The 16,362-nt window shown below is 70.2% G+C and carries 13 protein-coding genes; 10 read left to right on the top strand and 3 right to left on the bottom strand.

Annotated features, from left to right (window positions below; genetic code table 11):
• Positions 1-819: 819 nt before the first annotated feature.
• The 4 genes from ILP86_RS02420 to ILP86_RS02435 all read left to right on the top strand — a co-directional run bounded on the left by ILP86_RS02420 (position 820) and on the right by ILP86_RS02435 (position 6,134).
• Complete coding sequence (locus ILP86_RS02420) at positions 820-2,346, top strand: HNH endonuclease signature motif containing protein (protein WP_193761280.1); 1,527 nt, start codon at positions 820-822, stop codon at positions 2,344-2,346.
• 269 nt (positions 2,347-2,615) lie between these two features.
• Positions 2,616-3,764 (top strand): ROK family transcriptional regulator, encoded by a 1,149-nt coding sequence (locus ILP86_RS02425; RefSeq protein ID WP_061015520.1) that lies wholly within the window; start codon positions 2,616-2,618, stop codon positions 3,762-3,764.
• A gap of 91 nt (positions 3,765-3,855) precedes the next feature.
• The gene (locus ILP86_RS02430; protein ID WP_193761281.1) at positions 3,856-4,785 is read left to right on the top strand and encodes a polysaccharide deacetylase family protein; all 930 of its coding nucleotides are present in this window, start codon (positions 3,856-3,858) and stop codon (positions 4,783-4,785) included.
• The gene (locus ILP86_RS02435) at positions 4,782-6,134 is read left to right on the top strand and encodes an MFS transporter (protein ID WP_193761282.1); all 1,353 of its coding nucleotides are present in this window, start codon (positions 4,782-4,784) and stop codon (positions 6,132-6,134) included. Before ILP86_RS02430 ends, ILP86_RS02435 begins: the two co-directional genes overlap by 4 nt.
• A 3-nt stretch (positions 6,135-6,137) precedes the next feature.
• Here ILP86_RS02435 and galE read toward each other — a convergent pair whose 3' ends face one another.
• Genes galE through galT form a run of 3 tightly spaced genes read right to left on the bottom strand, consistent with a single transcriptional unit; the run spans position 6,138 to position 9,568 of the window.
• The gene (galE, locus tag ILP86_RS02440) at positions 6,138-7,118 is read right to left on the bottom strand and encodes a UDP-glucose 4-epimerase GalE (RefSeq protein ID WP_193761283.1); all 981 of its coding nucleotides are present in this window, start codon (positions 7,116-7,118) and stop codon (positions 6,138-6,140) included.
• A 48-nt stretch (positions 7,119-7,166) separates the two neighbouring features.
• Positions 7,167-8,369: a galactokinase gene (galK, locus tag ILP86_RS02445; RefSeq protein ID WP_193761284.1), complete on the bottom strand. Its 1,203-nt coding sequence runs from the start codon at positions 8,367-8,369 to the stop codon at positions 7,167-7,169.
• Complete coding sequence (gene galT / locus ILP86_RS02450) at positions 8,366-9,568, bottom strand: galactose-1-phosphate uridylyltransferase (protein ID WP_193761285.1); 1,203 nt, start codon at positions 9,566-9,568, stop codon at positions 8,366-8,368. Before galT ends, galK begins: the two co-directional genes overlap by 4 nt.
• 162 nt (positions 9,569-9,730) lie before the next feature.
• On the opposite strand from galT, the gene ILP86_RS02455 reads away from it, so the two are divergent.
• The 6 genes from ILP86_RS02455 to ILP86_RS02480 all read left to right on the top strand — a co-directional run bounded on the left by ILP86_RS02455 (position 9,731) and on the right by ILP86_RS02480 (position 16,333).
• Positions 9,731-10,687, top strand: a complete 957-nt coding sequence (locus ILP86_RS02455) for a LacI family DNA-binding transcriptional regulator (protein ID WP_141368834.1) — start codon at positions 9,731-9,733, stop codon at positions 10,685-10,687.
• A gap of 147 nt (positions 10,688-10,834) precedes the next feature.
• Positions 10,835-11,998 carry a Gfo/Idh/MocA family protein gene (locus ILP86_RS02460; protein ID WP_046747686.1) on the top strand — a complete coding sequence of 388 codons (1,164 nt, stop codon included), beginning with the start codon at positions 10,835-10,837 and terminating at the stop codon, positions 11,996-11,998.
• Between the two features lie 7 nt (positions 11,999-12,005).
• A complete protein-coding gene (locus ILP86_RS02465) occupies positions 12,006-13,169 on the top strand; it encodes a dihydrodipicolinate synthase family protein (protein WP_193761286.1) in 1,164 nt (387 codons plus the stop codon).
• Positions 13,166-14,044: a sugar phosphate isomerase/epimerase gene (locus ILP86_RS02470; protein WP_193761287.1), complete on the top strand. Its 879-nt coding sequence runs from the start codon at positions 13,166-13,168 to the stop codon at positions 14,042-14,044. The genes ILP86_RS02465 and ILP86_RS02470 overlap by 4 nt, the downstream gene beginning before the upstream one ends.
• 76 nt (positions 14,045-14,120) lie before the next feature.
• Entirely contained in the window at positions 14,121-15,185 is a 1,065-nt protein-coding gene (locus ILP86_RS02475; RefSeq protein ID WP_061015513.1) for a LacI family DNA-binding transcriptional regulator, read from the top strand.
• A complete protein-coding gene (locus ILP86_RS02480) occupies positions 15,182-16,333 on the top strand; it encodes a glycerate kinase (protein WP_193761288.1) in 1,152 nt (383 codons plus the stop codon). The genes ILP86_RS02475 and ILP86_RS02480 overlap by 4 nt, the downstream gene beginning before the upstream one ends.
• Positions 16,334-16,362 lie beyond the last annotated feature (29 nt).

Below are 16,362 nucleotides of genomic sequence, written 5' to 3' on the forward strand. Positions count from 1 at the left end.
TGCCGTCGCTGGGGTCGGCTTCGTCTGAGACCGTGCCTGAGTCTGCGTCGCCTGCGAGTGGAGGGCTGTCTCGTCCTGGGTCGAGTCCGCGGCTGCGGTCGCTGTGTGAGCTGCCGCGGCTCTGCGGCGTGCGCGCGAGGACCTGAGTGACGGGGCGACAGGCGCGGCGTCTGCGTCGAGCGCGAGGTCGGCTGCGGGTGCGGGGTCTGCTTCGGGTGCGGGGCGGGCTTCGGGTGCGAGGCGGGCTTCGGGCACGAGGGCTTCGGCGGACGAAGAGGTCGCGTCGGCGAGGGGGAGCGTGTCGGCGGCGTTCGACGGAAGGGGGGAGTGCGCGTCTGCGGTCGCCTGGCGTCGACGATGACGACGGAGAAGCGGTCGAGTCGGATCGGGGACTTCTGTCGGAGCTTCCGAGGCTTCGTGAGCGCGCTCGGGGGGCAGGGAATTCGTGACGGGATCCTTCCGGGAGGCAGATGTACGCGGCGGTCGATCCCCCCGGATGCCACCGTTACCGATCTGTAATTTAATTCGTGAACTCGCGAGCGTCAAATCGAGATCGGACACGTCGGCATCGATGTGGCCTTCGCCGTGCTCTGTCGTCCATCGATATCCGCGGAGAGCGTGACGCCAGGGGGTGTGTCGATTCTGCATCCGGTGCGGAGTGCTCGGGGTGCCCTGGCTTCTCGGTGCGCGGCAGCTGTGGAGTACTCCCAGTCCACCGGCTTCGTGGAGTGTTGGAGGCCTCTATCTGTGTTCTGGAATACTGCTCTGAACTGGGCTTATCCCGGGATGAATGTCGGTGGCCCCGAGTTGACTTCGGGTATGAACACTCCTGTGGATGCGCTCATCCAAGTCGTCGCCGACCTGGATGCGGTGCTGCGTTCCGAGGCGGTGGTGGGTTTGAGCGACGCATCGAAGATGGAGCTGCTGCGAATGGCGGGCGAAGCGCAGCGGCGCGTGGAGGCCGTGGTGGTGGAGGTTGTCGCATCGGTGGAGTCACGCCCAGCGGGTTCGGGCGACCTCGCGTTCTGCGGCCTCTTCGGGTGCCGAACGGTCGGCGAGCTTCTGCAGCGGGTGCTGCGGGTGGATGCGACGGGTGCCACCCGGGTCGTGAAGGCCGCGAGGGCGGTGCGGCGGGAGGTCGATCTGACGTCGGGCGGCTGGCTGCCGTCACGGTGGCCGGCATTGCGCGCGTCCCTCCTCGACGGGACGGTGGGGGTCGACGGGGTTCTCGCGGCGATCGGTCCGATCGAACGGGCCGGCGCCAGGGTGGGGACGGCGGACAGGTTGCGGGCCGATGCGGAGTTGGCGGCGTATGCGCGCGGGCTTCCGGTTGCCGAGCAGCGCGCGGATGACCACGGCGGTGCGGAGTCGGGGGTCGACGACGACACCGCTCCTCCGGCGACTCCGGAAGACCTGCGGGTGCTGGCGCAGGTGATGATGCAGTATCTCGATCCGGATGGTGCCGAGCCTGCGGACGAGATCGCCATGCGGGCGCGGGGGATCGTCCTCGGTCGGGCCAAGGACGGGGTGATCCCGATCCGGGGTGGGCTGCTCCCCGAGGTCGCAGGACAGCTGCGACGCCTCTTCGACGCGTACCTGAACCCGAAGGTCGACGGCCCGCCGCAACCTGGTGTCGCTTTCCGGCCCTCCGACACGGCGCGCACCTCTTCGCCGGAGGTCGAGGGGGCGGATGATGGCTTCCTGCCATCCGAGGACCCGGTGCGGACGATCGACCCCCGGACGCGCGCGCAGAAGCAGCACGACACGCTCGCCGCCGTGCTCTCCATCGCTGCACGTCACGATGACACGCCCCGCCTGGGAGGTGCCGCACCGACGCTGGTCGTCACCGTCACCGCCGAGGACTACGCCACCGGTTCCGGATGGGCTCGCATCGAAGGGATCGACACCCCCGTGTCCACCGGAGTCGCCGCGCACACCGCGTGCGGGGGCGGCGTGCAGCGGGTCCTGTTCGACCCGGCTGGGCGCATCATCGGAATCCACGCCTCTGACCGCATCTTCAACGCCCATCAACGTCGGGCGATCACTCTCCGCGACCGTGAATGCCTCATCCCCGGCTGCCATGTGCCCGCGGCCTGGTGCGAGATCCATCACGTGGACGAGCACGCCCGCGGTGGAGCGACTCATACCGACAACGGCGTCGCGCTGTGCTGGCACCACCACCGAACCCTCCCCACCAGTGGATGGGAGATCCGGATGCGACATGGCACCCCTTCCGTCCGCGGCCCTGCCTGGTGGGATCCGAGCCGGCGATGGCGAACACCACGACCGACCAGCGCTGCTCGTTCCGGACCGACGGTTCGACGCAAGGAGCTGCTGCGGACATGAAACCCGGTGGCAGCGGAACCTTTGGTGATGGTGGCAGTGGAGGTGGAGGTGGAGGTGGAGGTGGAGGTGGTGGAGGAGGAGATGTGCCTGTGCCTGTGCCTGTGCCTGTGCCTGTGCCGGCGCCGGTGCCTGGTTCTGCGCGCATGCGGTCCGACGGAATCGGTCCGGGGTGTCGACTGGTGCGACACGATGTGGCATGCTTGCGGGCACTGCGCCCGGCACAGCCAGTGGTGCACGACGCGACGAAGAGAGGCGACCCCGCAACCCCTATGTCCAGACCACTCGCGGGACCGCAGGGCCTGCTCCGCACGCTCAACGGCCGCGCGATCCTCGAAGCTCTCGCGCGCAGCGGTCCGCAGACCCGTTCGGACCTGATGTCGACCACCGGACTCTCACGGACGGCGGTGACCCAGGTGCTGCGGATGCTCGAGAATGCCGGTGCCGTCGCCCCCGCGGGCATCGACCGTGACACGAGGGGTCCTGCTGCAGGACGCGTCGCCCTGCACCCCCGGCTCGGTTTCGCCGCGGCGGTGCACGTCGATCATCACGCCGCCCACGTCGTGCTGGTCGACGCGACCGGCACTGTGCAGGCGGAGGAACACGGGCCCTTCGCCGAAACGGATGACCGCGTGGCCCACATCGTCGGGCTCGTGGAACGCTGCCGGCGCTCGGTGAATGCGGCGAAAGCGGCCGTGCACCTGGCGGTGGTCGGAGTCCCCGGCATCGTCACGGCGGACGGAGGCATCCGAGACGACTTCGGCCCCGACGGCGGCCTCTTCCGCTCGGCTCTTTCCACGGCCCTGGACTGCCCCGTCCGCGTCGAGAACGACGTCAACCTCGCAGCCCTCGCCGAGCTCACGGGCGGTGAAGGCGGCACGCTCGCGAGCTTCGCGCTGCTGCTGCTCGACGACGGGCTCGGTGCAGGCATCGTCATCGACGGGGAACTCCACCGCGGGTTCTCCGGCGTCGCAGGCGAAGTCATGTACTTGCCGCAGACGCCCATCCCGATCGGTGCGCCCCTCGCCGGCGACGCGGTGGTCGGAGACCTGGCTCTCGGCGTCGGACGAGACCCCGATGCGTCGCTCGACGACCATCTGGAAGCAGCCGAGCGCGGAGACGAGGCGGCTGTCCAGATCGTGTCAGAGCTCGCCCGCCGCATCGTCCTCGTCGCGGGCACCGTGGGGCTGGTGCTCGACCCCGAGGCGTTCATCCTCAGCGGCAAGGCCGCACACCCGGCCCTCGTCGCCGCGATCGAGCGCATCGCCGCCGAGTACGAGGCGCAGCTTCCGCTCCGGTTCCTGGTCTCGTCGTTCGGCACCGAGGCTCCGCTCATCGGTGCGGTCGACCAAGCCGCGGCAGCGCTCCGCAGCGACCTCTTCAGCCGCATCCTCACGCCCGCACCCAAGGGTGGCCGCTGAACGACCACCCTGACTCGACCGCCGAAGCCCACTCACCGGCACCACGCCACGCCTCCGAGCAACGCCGCTCGACCACCGACAGGATCATCCGATGACCGCACCCTCCGACCTCGCCGACCGCCTCGGACTCGCGCCCGGCACGTGGGCCATCATCCTCAATGCGGATGACTTCGGCATGTGCCATGCCGCGAACACCGCCATCGTCGACCTGCTCACGTCCTCGCGCATCGACTCGAGCACCGTGATGGTCCCGTGCTCCTGGTCGCCCGAAGCGCTCGCCTTCGCCGCCTCCCGTCCGGATCTCGACGTCGGTGTGCATCTTGTGCTCACGAGCGAATGGGCGCGCTACCGGTGGCGTCCGCTCACCGGCTCGGACACGAGCCTCGTCGACGCTGCGGGTTTCTTCCCGACCGATGTGCTCTCCGTCGAGCAGAACGCCTCAGACGAGGATGTCGCCGCCGAACTCTCCGCCCAACTGCAGACCGCGCTCGATGCCGGCGTGGATGTGACGCACCTCGACAACCACATGGGGTCGGTCTACGGGCTCGTGACGGGACGGGACTTCCTGCAGCCGGTCTTCGAACTCGCCGCACGGCACGGCCTGCCCTTCCGGCTGCCCCGCAGCATGGACGGTGTGGGCGAGAACCTCGCCCTGCAGGCTCAGCTCGATCGCGCCGCAGCGGCCGCCGACGCGTCCGGCGTCGAGATCATCGATCGCCTCTGGTCGCATCCGTTCGAACTCCTGCGCGAAGGCGCACCCGACGAGGAGACGTATGAGGAGGTGCGAGCCGGTTTCATCGCGCTGCTGCGGGCGGTGCCGGCCGGAGTCACCGAGATCTACCTGCATCCGATGGTCGACGACGACGAGCTCCGCGCGGCCGTCGACTTCAGCGCGAGGAAGCGCGGCTATGAGCTGCGTCTGCTGAGCGACCCGGTCGTGCTGCAGGCCATCGAGGATGAGGCGCTCGTGCGCATCGGCTGGCGCGACCTGCGAGACCTGCAGAGGGGCAGCGCCCGGTGACCTCTCTGCGCGAACGCGTACGGGACCGACGACTGGATGCGGCGCCCACCAGAGCGCAGACGATCGCCTTCGGCGCATCCGGCTTCCCGACGCAACTGATGGCGCAGACCTTCTCGGCCTTCGTCGTCTACTTCTACGTCTCGCACCTCGCGGTCCCGGCGACGGGCGTGGCGATCGCCATGATCGCCCACGGGGTGCTGAACGCCGTGCTGAACCCCGTCGTCGGCACGATCTCCGACCGGCTGCGCACGCCCTGGGGTCGGCGCATCCCGTGGATCGGCCTGGGCATCGTGCCACTCGTCGTCGCCTTCGCGCTGGTCTGGATGCCGCCGGATCTCCCGGTCACCGGCCTCATCGTCTGGTTCCTCGTCGTCGTGGCCGTCTACGACGTGGCCTTCGTGGTGGTGGTGCTGAACATCTCGGCGCTGTTCCCTGAGATCTTCCGCACCACCGAGGAGCGGGCCCGCGGCAACGTGCCGCGACAGATCTTCGCGATCCTCGGCATGGTGCTCGGCACGGCCGGCGCTCCCGCCCTGTACGGCGCCATCGGCTGGCCGGGAATGGCCATGGTGCTCGGGGCCGTCTGTCTCGTGCTGCTCGTGTGGTCGTTCCTCGGAGGCATGATCGAGCGCCGGACGCCGCAGACATCAGCGGAGTCGTCATCGCCCGACAACCCGGGGGAGGCCATGCGCTGGCGTGATCAGCTGACCTATACCTTCCGCAACCGTGCGTTCGTCCCGTACGTCCTCGGCTCGCTGTTCGTGCAGACGTCGATCGCCGTGATCCTCGCCGCCGTCCCCTTCTACGTACGCTACTCGCTGCACGCGCCGGAGGGAGAGGGCAGTCTGCTGCTCGGGGCGATCTTCGTGACCGCGATCCCCTCGATCGTGTTGTGGAGCGCGGTCGTCCGCCGCACCTCGCCGCGCACGGCCATGCTGTGGAGCGTCGCGGTGTTCGGGACGGCCGTTCTCGGCTATCTCGCCCCCTCGACCGTGCTCGGCGCTGCGCTGGTCGGCGTGGCCGTCGGTGTGGGTGTCGGGGGTCTGCTGCAGCTGCTCGAGGTCATGCTCGCGCAGATCATCGACGACGACGCGACCCGCACCGGGCTCCGTCGAGAAGGCGCCTACTTCGGGGTGAACGGATTCGTGGTCCGTGGCTCGGTCGTGCTGCAGGCGATCGTCGCCGCGGTGGTGCTGAACGCTGCCGGGTTCGATGCCACTCTCGGCGACGCACAGCCGGACAGTGTCGACGGAGGCATCCGGCTGATGCTCGCGGTGATCCCGCTCGGGTTCACGGCCGTCGCCTGGCTGTGCTTCTGGGCGTACCCGATCCGCACTCGCGACGTCTGACCGTCAGGGGCGAGCTGCCTGTCGGGCCTTCCAGCCCGTGCGCACCATCTCGTCCACCGAGTACCGCATGGTCCAGTCGAGGTCGCGTGCGGCGAGCTCGCCCGTCGCCACGATGCGGTCGGGGTCTCCGGGGCGCCGGGGGCCGACTTCGGGGGTGAAGTCGATTCCGGTCACGCGGGCGACGGCATCCATGATCTGCTTCACGCTGAGGCCGTCGCCGGAGCCGAGGTTGTATGCCGCTTCGAGGGGCTGGCCGGCCGTGAGGCGCTGGGCCGCCGCGACGTGGGCGGCCGCGATGTCGCCGACGTGCACGTAGTCGCGCACGTTCGTCCCGTCTTCCGTGTCGTAGTCGTCGCCGTTGATGCGCGGGGTCTTTCCCGCGATCAGCGCCTCGAACACGATGGGGAACAGGTTGTGCGGGCTGACGTCGTAGACCGTCGGATCGGCGGATCCCACCACGTTGAAGTACCGCAGCGAGGTGTGCCGCAGCGGGTGCTCCGAGTCCGCCGTCGCGATCGCCTGGTCGCGCAGCAGCCACTCGCCGATGAGCTTGGATTCCCCGTAGGGGCTGGCAGGCTTCTTGGCGGTGTCCTCGACGACGAGGGCGACGTCTGGGGTGCCGTACACCGCGGCGGACGAGGAGAAGACGATGTTCGCGACACCGGCGGACTCCATGGCCTCGAGGATCACGCGTGTGCCGTCGACGTTCTGCGCATAGGTGTGCAGGGGGCGCTGCACCGAGACGCCGGCGTACTTGAAGCCGGCGACGTGGATCACCCCTTCGGCGTCATGCTCGCGCAGCGTGCTCTCGACGAGCTCGCGGTCGAGGATGCTGCCCTGCACGAACTCCACGCCTTCGGGCACGAAAGACGCGACACCGCTGGAGAGGTCGTCGAGCACGACAGGCGTGAGCCCCGCGTTCGCAAGCGCACGCACGACGTGGGAGCCGATGTAGCCGGCCCCGCCGGTCACGATCCAGGACATTGCTTCCTCTCCTGCCGCGGATTCGTCGCGGCCCGATGGATCATTCTGTCATGCGTCGCGCCGAGGACCGGCTGAGGGGAGGACCGCGAACAGCAGGGGTTCCACGAACCCGTGCGCCGCGAAGGAATCCCTCACGGCCTCCGAAACCGAGGCGACGTCGGACGCTTCGACCAGAGCGATCGCCGCACCGCCGAAACCGCCGCCCGTCATCCGCGCCCCCAGGGCGCCGGCGGCCAGGACGGTGTCGACGGCCGTGTCGAGCTCGGGGGTCGAGATCTCGAAGTCGTCCCGCATCGATGCGTGCGAGGCGACCAGGAAGTCGCCGATCGCTCGCACGCCCTGCTCGCGCAGCACCCGCACCGTGTCGAGCACCCGCTGGTTCTCGGTCACGATGTGGCGCACGCGGCGGAAGGTCACGTCGTCCATCAGGCCCTGCGCCCGCGGCAGGTCGTCCACCGTGACGTCGCGCAGTGCCGGCACACCCAGGAGCGAGGCGCCGAGCTCGCAGGAAGCGCGCCTCTCGCGATAGCCGCCGGTGGAGTGGGCGTGCTTCACGCGCGTGTCGATCACGAGGATCGCGAGGCCCGTCTCGGCGACGGCGAGTGGGACGAGTTCGGCGTCCAACGAGCGGCAGTCGAGGAAGATCGCGGTGTCGGGCCGACCGAGCATCGACGCCATCTGGTCCATGATGCCGGTCGGCGCGCCCACCGCTTCGTTCTCGGCACGGCGCCCGATGCGGGCGAGGTGCGTGCCGTCGAAGCCGGTGTTCCACAGGTCGTTCAGCGCGGAAGCCGTCGCGCCCTCGATCGCGGCGGACGAGGAGAGTCCCGCCCCGACCGGCACGTCGGACGCGATGGTGAGGTCGAATCCTCCGAAGGGCCCGCTCTCCGTCGCGGCCTGTCGCATCGCCCAGGCGACTCCGAGGGGGTACGCGGCCCATTCGGGGACGGCAGGGTGGGCGCCCGCGGGGGTGGGGAAGAGCCGATCCAGATCGTCCAGGTCGACCTCGACCGGCTCCTCGGCGAAGGTGGAGGCGACTCGGACCCGGTCGTCGTCGCGCAGGCCGACGGCGGCCACCGTGCGCTGCGGGATGGCGAACGGCAGCACGAACCCGTCGTTGTAGTCGGTGTGCTCGCCGATGAGGTTCACGCGTCCGGGTGCCGACCAGAATCCGTCCGGCTCGCGGCCGGTGAGGCCCGCGAACAGGGATCCGGCGTCGTCGTGTGCGGCGTCGTCGTGTGCGGCGGTCATGCGGAGACTCCCGGATCGGTCTGGTCGTCTGCTGTGCGCTCGATGGCCTCGCGGAGTCGCGCGGCTCCGACCTCCGGCGGCACCTCTGCCGCCCACGCCCACATCGCGGCCTCCGAGCCGGCGAGGAACTTCAGCTTGTCGGCGGCACGGCGCGGGCTCGTCAGCTGCAGGTGCAGGCGCACGGTGTCGCGGCCCACGTGCACCGGTGCCTGATGCCAGGCGGCGATGTACGGGGTGGGGGAGTCGTAGAGGGCGTCGACGCCGCGCAGCAGGCGCAGGTACAGGGGTGCGAGTTCGTCCCGCTCGGCCGCCGAGGTCTCGGCGAAATCCGCCACGTGACGGTGCGGCATCAGGTGCACCTCGAGCGGCCAGCGCGCGGCGAACGGCACGAACGCCGTCCAGTGCTCGCCCCGGAACACGACGCGCTCGGACGCCTGCTCGGAATCCAGGATGCGCTGGAAGAGGTCGGGCGCCGTGCGGTCGATCGACTCCAGCACGCGAGCGGTGCGCGGGGTCACGTACGGGTAGGCGTAGATCTGGCCGTGCGGGTGGGGCAGCGTCACGCCGATTGCCTCGCCGCGGTTCTCGAACGGGAAGATCTGCTCGATGCCGGGCAGCCGGGAGAGCGCGGCCGTGCGGTCGGCCCACGCCTCGATCACGGTGCGCGCGCGGGTGACCGACTGCGTGCCGAAGGAGCCTGCGTGCTCGGGGCTGAAGCAGACGACCTCGCAGCGTCCGACCGAGGTGCGCGTGCGACCGAGGCCCAGGGCGGCGAGGTCGTCGAGACCGCGGGGAGCATTCGCAGCCTGCGGTGCGGTGCCCGCCGCCTCGGCGAGAGCAGGACCGAATGCGGGGGAGCGGTTCTCGAACACCGCGACGTCGTAGCGGGACGGCACCTCCGACGGATTGCTCGGCGTCTGCGGGGCCAGGGGGTCGGCATCCGAACCCGGCATCATCACGCGGTTCTGCCGGTTCGCGGCCACCGTGATCCAGTCGCCGGTGAGCACGTCGAGGCGCATGGTCGCGGTGTCGGGTCGAGGGCCGAGGGTGCGGGCATCCACGGAGCGCTCCGGTCCGAGTGCCGTCCCCGGGTCGTCGTAGTAGATCAGATCGCGGCCGTCGGCGAGGGTGGTGGCGCGTTTGACGACGCCGGCGCCGAGGGTCTCGGTGCGCGTCTCGGGAAGCTCGGGCGTGTTCACGTAAACATGGTAGGCGCAGCCCCGTGATAACGTCAACACGAGCGAGTCGCGCATCCACCGTGCGCGGGACGGAGGCGGCGGGTGCGAGCACGCGGGAGTGGCGGAGAAGGCGTCGACGTGCCCGGTTCCGACCGCGGGCGTTCGTCCTCCCGCCGGGTGTCGATGGCCATGGTCGCCGAGCGTGCCGGTGTCTCGGGTCAGACGGTCTCCCGTGTCGTCAACGGCAGCCCCCGCGTGGACCCCGATACCAGAGCGCGTGTCGAGACCGCGATGGTCGAGCTCGGATACCGCCCGCACCGCGCGGCCCGCGCCCTGCGCACCGGGCGTTCGCAGACCATCGGACTCGTCGTCACCACGCTCTCGACGGTCGGCAACTCCCGCATGCTCCAGGCGACGGCGGAGGCGGCGGCGGAGCGCGGATACGCCCTCACGCTGGTGACTGCCGCCCGGGGCATCGGTGAGGCGTTCGACCGGCTCGCCGAGCAAGAGGTGGACGGCGCGATCGTCCTGAACGAGGCGTCGGCCCTGGTCTCCGACACCGAGCGCCCGAGCGGGCTCAGGCTCGTGGTCGTCGACGCCCCGACCGAGGCCGGCTTCGCCTCGGTGCACAGCGATCATGCCGGTGGCGCAGCGGCGGCCACGGAACGGCTCCTGGAGCTCGGGCACTCCACGGTCCATCACCTCGCCGGTCCCGCCGACTCCTTCGCCGCCATGGAGCGGGAACGGGGCTGGCGCGAGACCCTCGCCGCTGCCGGCATCGATGCTCCGCCCGTCGTCCGGGGTGACTGGAGCGCCGATTCGGGCCACCGGGCGGCAGCTGCACTGACGGCGGCCACCGCGGTCTTCTCCGCCAACGACCAGATGGCGCTGGGCTTGCTGCGCGCGCTCTCCGACGCGGGGCGCCGGGTGCCGGAGGATGTCAGCGTGATCGGCTTCGACGACGTGCCGGATGCGGCGAACTACCGCCCTCCACTGACCACCATCCGGCAGGACTTCACGGCCCTCGCCCAGTGCGCGGTCTCGTCGTTGATCGACGCCATCGAAGGGGTGTCGAAGGCTCGCGCCGCCTCGGTCGTCGGAACCGAGCTCGTCGAGCGCGCCAGCACGACATCGCGCTGACCGTCACACCCTCCTGATGCGCCTGTTGCAGTTCGCCTCGATGTCGTGCCATGATGCCGGAAAGCGTTTTCCCATCTGGTGGCCGACCAGCAGGTCCGACCACCGGGGAAGCGCACCGACGGCCTCCTGCGACAGAAACGGAACACCATGGCACAGGCGAACACCCGCGAGATCGGGATCATCATGAACGGCGTCTCCGGGCGCATGGGCTACCGGCAGCATCTGGTGCGCTCGATCCTCGCGATCCGCGAGGAGGGCGGCATCGAACTCGCCGACGGCTCCCGCATCACGGTGAAGCCGATCCTGGTCGGACGCAACGAGGCCAAGCTGGCCGAGCTGGCGGCGAAGCACGGCATCGACGACTACACGACCGATCTCGACGCGGCGCTCGCCGACCCGCAGTGGGAGATCTACGCCGACTTCCTCGTGACCAAGGCCCGCGCCTCCGCGATCCGCAAGGCCATCGCCGCAGGGAAGGCGATCTACACGGAGAAGCCCACTGCGGAGTCGCTCGAGGAGGCACTCGAGCTCGCGCGCCTGGCGGACGAGGCGGGCGTCAAGACCGGCGTCGTGCACGACAAGCTGTATCTCCCCGGTCTGCAGAAGCTCAAGCGCCTGATCGACTCCGGATTCTTCGGCCGCATCCTCTCCGTCCGCGGCGAGTTCGGGTACTGGGTGTTCGAGGGCGACTGGCAGCCCGCGCAGCGTCCGAGCTGGAACTACCGCACCGAGGACGGCGGCGGCATCATCACCGACATGTTCCCGCACTGGAACTACGTGCTGGAGAACCTGTTCGGCGAGGTCAAGAGCGTGTACGCGCAGGCCGCCGTGCACATCGCCGACCGCTGGGACGAGAAGGGCGAGCACTACACCGCCACTGCGGAGGACGCTGCGTACGGGATCTTCGAGATCGAGGGCGGCGTGATCGCCGAGATCAACTCCTCCTGGACCGTGCGCGTGAACCGCGACGAGCTCGTCGAGTTCCAGGTCGACGGCACCCACGGATCCGCCGTGGTCGGACTGTTCGGCGCGAAGATCCAGCCGCGCAACGCCACCCCGAAGCCCGTGTGGAACCCCGACCTCGAGGACACGCGCGACTACGACGCCGACTGGCAGGACGTGCCGACCAACGACGTCTTCCTCAACGGTTTCCGCCAGCAGTGGCAGGAGTATCTGGTCTCCTACGTCGAGGGCACCGAATACCCGTTCGACCTGCTCGCCGGTGCACGGGGTGTGCAGTTCGCCGAGGCGGGACTGACCTCCAGCGCCGAGGGTCGCAAGATCGCCCTGTCGCCGCTGACCCTGGGCTGAGGCGCGCATGAGCACTCTGCGCCTCCTCCGCCCCAGCGGTGAGACGTTCGCCGCCGCCCTCAACGACTCGGGCGCATACGCCCGCCCGACGACGCCGCTGCAGAGTCGTGTCGCCTACGCCGCTGCACACGTCGTGCCGAAGGTGCATGCCGACAACACCCCAGGACAGCCCGCCGACATCGACTGGGATTCCACCCTCGCTTTCCGCCGCAACGTGTACTCCTGGGGTCTCGGCGTCGCCGACGCGATGGACACGGCGCAGCGGAACATGGGTCTCGATGCCGCAGCCACCCGTGAGCTGATCGCCCGCAGCGCTCAGGTCGCGCGCGAGGAGGGCGGTTCGGTCGTCGTCGGCGTCAACACCGACCACATCGCCGAGACGCACATCCCCCTCGAACAGGTGATCACGGCCTACACCGAGCAGCTGCACTTCACCGAGGAGCAGGGCGCCGGACCCGTGCTGATGGCCTCGCGCCACCTCGCCCGTGTCGCCGCCGACGCCGCCGATTACCGCCGCGTGTATCGGGAGGTGCTCTCGCGCGCGACGACCCCCGTGGTGCTGCACTGGCTGGGTACGGCTTTCGACCCCGAGCTCGCCGGCTACTTCGGTGCGGAGGATTGGCAGACGGCGTCCGAGGTGCTGCTGCAGATCATCGCCGAGAGCCCTGGCAAGGTCGCGGGTGTCAAGATGAGCCTGCTGAACGCCGACTCCGAGATCGCGGTGCGCTCGCGCCTCCCCGAGGAGGTCAGGATGTTCACCGGCGATGACTTCAACTACGTGGACCTGATCGGCGGCGCTGCGGATCGTGCCCACTCCGACGCGCTGCTGGGAGCCTTCGCCGCGATCACCCCTGTCGCGTCCGCGGCGATCCAGGCGTTGGATGCGGGTGACGCTGCGGAGTACCGGCGGGTCCTCGGTCCGACCGAGGCACTGAGCAGGCAGGTGTTCGCGGCACCCACCTTCTACTACAAGACGGGTGTGGCGTTCCTCTCCTGGTTGAACGGGCACCAGCCCGCGTTCCAGATGGTCGGCGGGCTGCATTCCGCGCGCAGCCTGCCGCATCTGAGCCGCATCGTCGAGCTCGCGAACGACTCGCTCGCGCTCGAACAGCCCGACCTCGCCCGCGAGCGATGGCACAGCATGTTGCGTGTGAACGGAGTGGACGCATGACCCGCGAAGCGCAGACTCCGGATCCGCGACTGTCGATCAATCAGGCGACCATCAAGCACGCCGACCTCGCGACGGCGCTGCGGGTCACGGCCGCCGCCGGCGTACGGTCGATCGGACTCTGGCGTGAGCCCGTGAACGACGTCGGGCTCGACGTCGCGGCGCGGATGCTCCGAGACTCGGGGCTCCGGTTCTCGACGCACTGCCGAGGCGGATTCTTCACGCTGCCGGACGGCCCGGAGAGGCGCGCGGCGCTCGACGACAACCGCCGTGCGATCGAGGAGACGGCGACGCTCGCGGCCGCGGGAGCCGCGGGATCCACCGCTGTGCTGGTGCTCGTCGCCGGGGGGCTGCCCGCGGGATCGCGCGACCTGATCGGAGCGCGCGAGCGCGTGCGCGATGCCATCGGCGTGCTGGCCCCCGAGGCGAAGGCGGCGGGTGTGACGCTCGCGATCGAGCCGCTGCACCCGATGTACGCCTCCGATCGCGCCGTCGTCTCGACGCTCGGTCAGGCGCTCGACATCGCGGGCGACTTCGAGCCCGATGTGGTGGGCGCGGCCGTCGACACGTTCCACATCTGGTGGGATCCGCAGGTGCTCGAGCAGATCGCGCGCGCCGGCCGGGAGGGACGCATCGCCACGTACCAGGTGTGCGACTGGAAGACGCCCCTCGCGGACGATGTGCTGCTCTCACGGCACTACACCGGCGACGGGGTGATCGACTTCGCCTCGCTCACGCGCGCCGTGATCGCGACCGGATACGACCGTGACATCGAGGTCGAGATCTTCAACGCCGACATCTGGGCGGACGCTCCGGATCACGTCGTACGGCGGACTGCCGAGACGTTCGCCGAAGCCGTCTCCGCGTACCTGAGGTGAGGATGTCCGGTCGCCGGCGCCGCGTCGTCCCTCGCGGTGATGCTGAGGCGGGACCGTGGCAAGTAGGATCTGGGTCATGACCAAGCCCGCAACGTCCGCGGAGCGGCCAGCGCGGTCTCCGCGTCATGTGCGAGGGCCCGCCCCCACCCTGCACGACGTCGCACGCGAGGCGGGTGTCTCGCTCGCGACCGCATCGCGCGTGCTGAACGGCTCCGAGCGGAAGGTCGCCGAGTCGTTCCGGGAACGGGTGGAGTCCGCGGCCGGGAAGCTGGGGTACACCGCCAACGTCTCGGCCCAGTCGATCGCGAAGGGCACGTCGCCGGTCATCGCCCTGCTCGTCGCCGACATCGCCGACCCCTATTTCGGACAGATCGCGTCAGGCGTCGCCAGGGGAGCGGACGAGGAGGGGCTGGTCGTGACGATCGCGATCACCGAGAGGGACCAGGCGCGGGAGGCGCGGATCGTGCGCGCCCTGCGCGGGCAGCGGCCCCGAGGCCTGATCCTGGCCGCCTCTCGCACACAGGAGGCCACAGAGGCCGAGACCGCTCACGAGCTCGCGGAGTTCGTGAGGCAGGGCGGCCGCGTCGTGGCATTCGGACCAGACGGCGAGGGAGAGCGTCACATCGAGATCGACAACCGCTCCGGTGCGGAGGCGTTGGGTCGTCTGATGGCAGATCGCGGATACCGCCGTGCCATCGTTCTCGGCGCGGCGGACGGGGTGCGCACATCGGATGATCGTCTCGTCGGCTTCCGCGCGGGTTTCGAGCAGGCGGGTGGCGTCGTCGAGAGCGTGCATCGTGGCGACTTCCGCCGGGAGTCCGGGGCTGCCGGGATGAGGGCGGCCCTCGACCGCGGAGTGGAGGCCGGCACCCTCGTGTTCGCGATCAGCGACGTGGTGGCGCTCGGGGCGATGTCCGCGATCCGTGACGCGGGGCGCGAGATCGGCACCGACATCGCGGTCTGCGGTTTCGACGATGTCCCCGCGAGCAGCGATGTCTCCCCGGCACTGACGACGGTGCGTGTGCCGTTGAGCGACGTCGGGTACCAGGCGTTCCGCGCGACGGTCGACGTCGAGTGGGTGCAGGCCCCGTTGCCGCTCGAGGTCATCGTGCGTGCCAGCACTCCGATGGTCGGCTCGTGACCAGGGTCGTGCTGGCCCCCGACAGCTTCAAGGGCACGGTCGCCGCGGTGGAGGCGGCCGTCGCGCTCGCGGAGGGCTGGGCATCGGTCGAACCCGAGGCTGAGTTCGTGCATCGACCGATGGCAGACGGTGGTGAGGGGACCGTTGCGGCTTTCGAAGCGGCGGTGCCAGGCGCGGTGCGGATGCCCCTCGCGGTCGACGGGCCTGCCGGGGTGCGGGTCGACACCTTCTGGCTGTTGCTGCCGCCGACGGTCGACGCCCCCGACGGCACAGGTGTGATCGACCTCGCCTCGACCTCGGGCATCGAGCTGCTGCAGGAGCTGCGTCCCTGGGATGCGGATACGACCGGCCTCGGCCAGGCCCTGGCCGCAGCCATCGATCATGGTGTCTCACGCCTCGTCGTCGGCATCGGCTCCAGCGCGTCCACCGATGGAGGCACCGGGATGCTCTCGGCCCTCGGCGCGCGGTTCCTCGATGCCACCGGCGTTCCGGTCGCTCGCGGCGCGCGTGGCCTCGCAGACATCGCGTCCGTCGATCTCACCGGGCTGCGCGCGGCACCCGACGTGCGGGTGCTCACCGACGTCACGAATCCGCTCACCGGCCCGCGCGGTGCGGCCGCGGTGTTCGGCCCCCAGAAGGGGCTGCGATCGGTCGACGACATCGCCATCGTCGACGACGGCCTCGGCCGGCTCGCCGAACTGCTCGCCATCGATCCCGCAGGGCCAGGCTACGGCGCGGCCGGCGGAACCGGAGCAGCCCTCGTCGCGTGGGGTGGCGAGCTCGCTCCCGGTGCCGCGGAGGTGGCCGAGCTCATCGGTCTCGCCGATGCGCTCTCCGATGCCGACGCGATCATCACGGGGGAGGGGTCGTACGACGGCCAGTCCGGAGACGGCAAGGTGCCGTCATTCCTCGCGAACCTCGCGGCCGAGGCCGGAGCCGTGGCGATGCTGGCGGCAGGGCGGGTCGCCGCAGACGCCGACACCTCGTCGTTCGCCGACGTCGCGTCTCTCACCGCGCTGGCCGGTTCGTCGGAGGCGGCGCTGGCCGAACCCGTCCGCTGGTTGCGCGCCGCCGGCGCCGTTCTGGCTCGCACCGCCGCAGCTCGCACCGCCTCAGCTCGCACCGCATCTGCCGGCGAACCGTCCTGACCGCCGGCGCGAGACCGACGGTCCGCAGC

Source organism: Microbacterium sp. R1, assembly GCF_015159725.1.
Classification (GTDB): domain Bacteria; phylum Actinomycetota; class Actinomycetes; order Actinomycetales; family Microbacteriaceae; genus Microbacterium; species Microbacterium oxydans.

What these genes read in the sequence shown, in the direction of transcription:
- ILP86_RS02420 (WP_193761280.1), top strand. Translation starts at nt 820, where the DNA reads ATGAACACTCCTGTGGATGCGCTCATCCAAGTCGTCGCCGACCTGGAT.
- ILP86_RS02475 (WP_061015513.1), top strand. Translation starts at nt 14,121, where the DNA reads ATGACCAAGCCCGCAACGTCCGCGGAGCGGCCAGCGCGGTCTCCGCGT.
- galK (WP_193761284.1), bottom strand. Translation starts at nt 8,369, where the DNA reads ATGACCGCCGCACACGACGACGCCGCACACGACGACGCCGGATCCCTG.
- galE (WP_193761283.1), bottom strand. Translation starts at nt 7,118, where the DNA reads ATGTCCTGGATCGTGACCGGCGGGGCCGGCTACATCGGCTCCCACGTC.
- ILP86_RS02465 (WP_193761286.1), top strand. Translation starts at nt 12,006, where the DNA reads ATGAGCACTCTGCGCCTCCTCCGCCCCAGCGGTGAGACGTTCGCCGCC.
- ILP86_RS02470 (WP_193761287.1), top strand. Translation starts at nt 13,166, where the DNA reads ATGACCCGCGAAGCGCAGACTCCGGATCCGCGACTGTCGATCAATCAG.
- ILP86_RS02460 (WP_046747686.1), top strand. Translation starts at nt 10,835, where the DNA reads ATGGCACAGGCGAACACCCGCGAGATCGGGATCATCATGAACGGCGTC.
- ILP86_RS02425 (WP_061015520.1), top strand. Translation starts at nt 2,616, where the DNA reads ATGTCCAGACCACTCGCGGGACCGCAGGGCCTGCTCCGCACGCTCAAC.
- ILP86_RS02430 (WP_193761281.1), top strand. Translation starts at nt 3,856, where the DNA reads ATGACCGCACCCTCCGACCTCGCCGACCGCCTCGGACTCGCGCCCGGC.
- ILP86_RS02455 (WP_141368834.1), top strand. Translation starts at nt 9,731, where the DNA reads ATGGCCATGGTCGCCGAGCGTGCCGGTGTCTCGGGTCAGACGGTCTCC.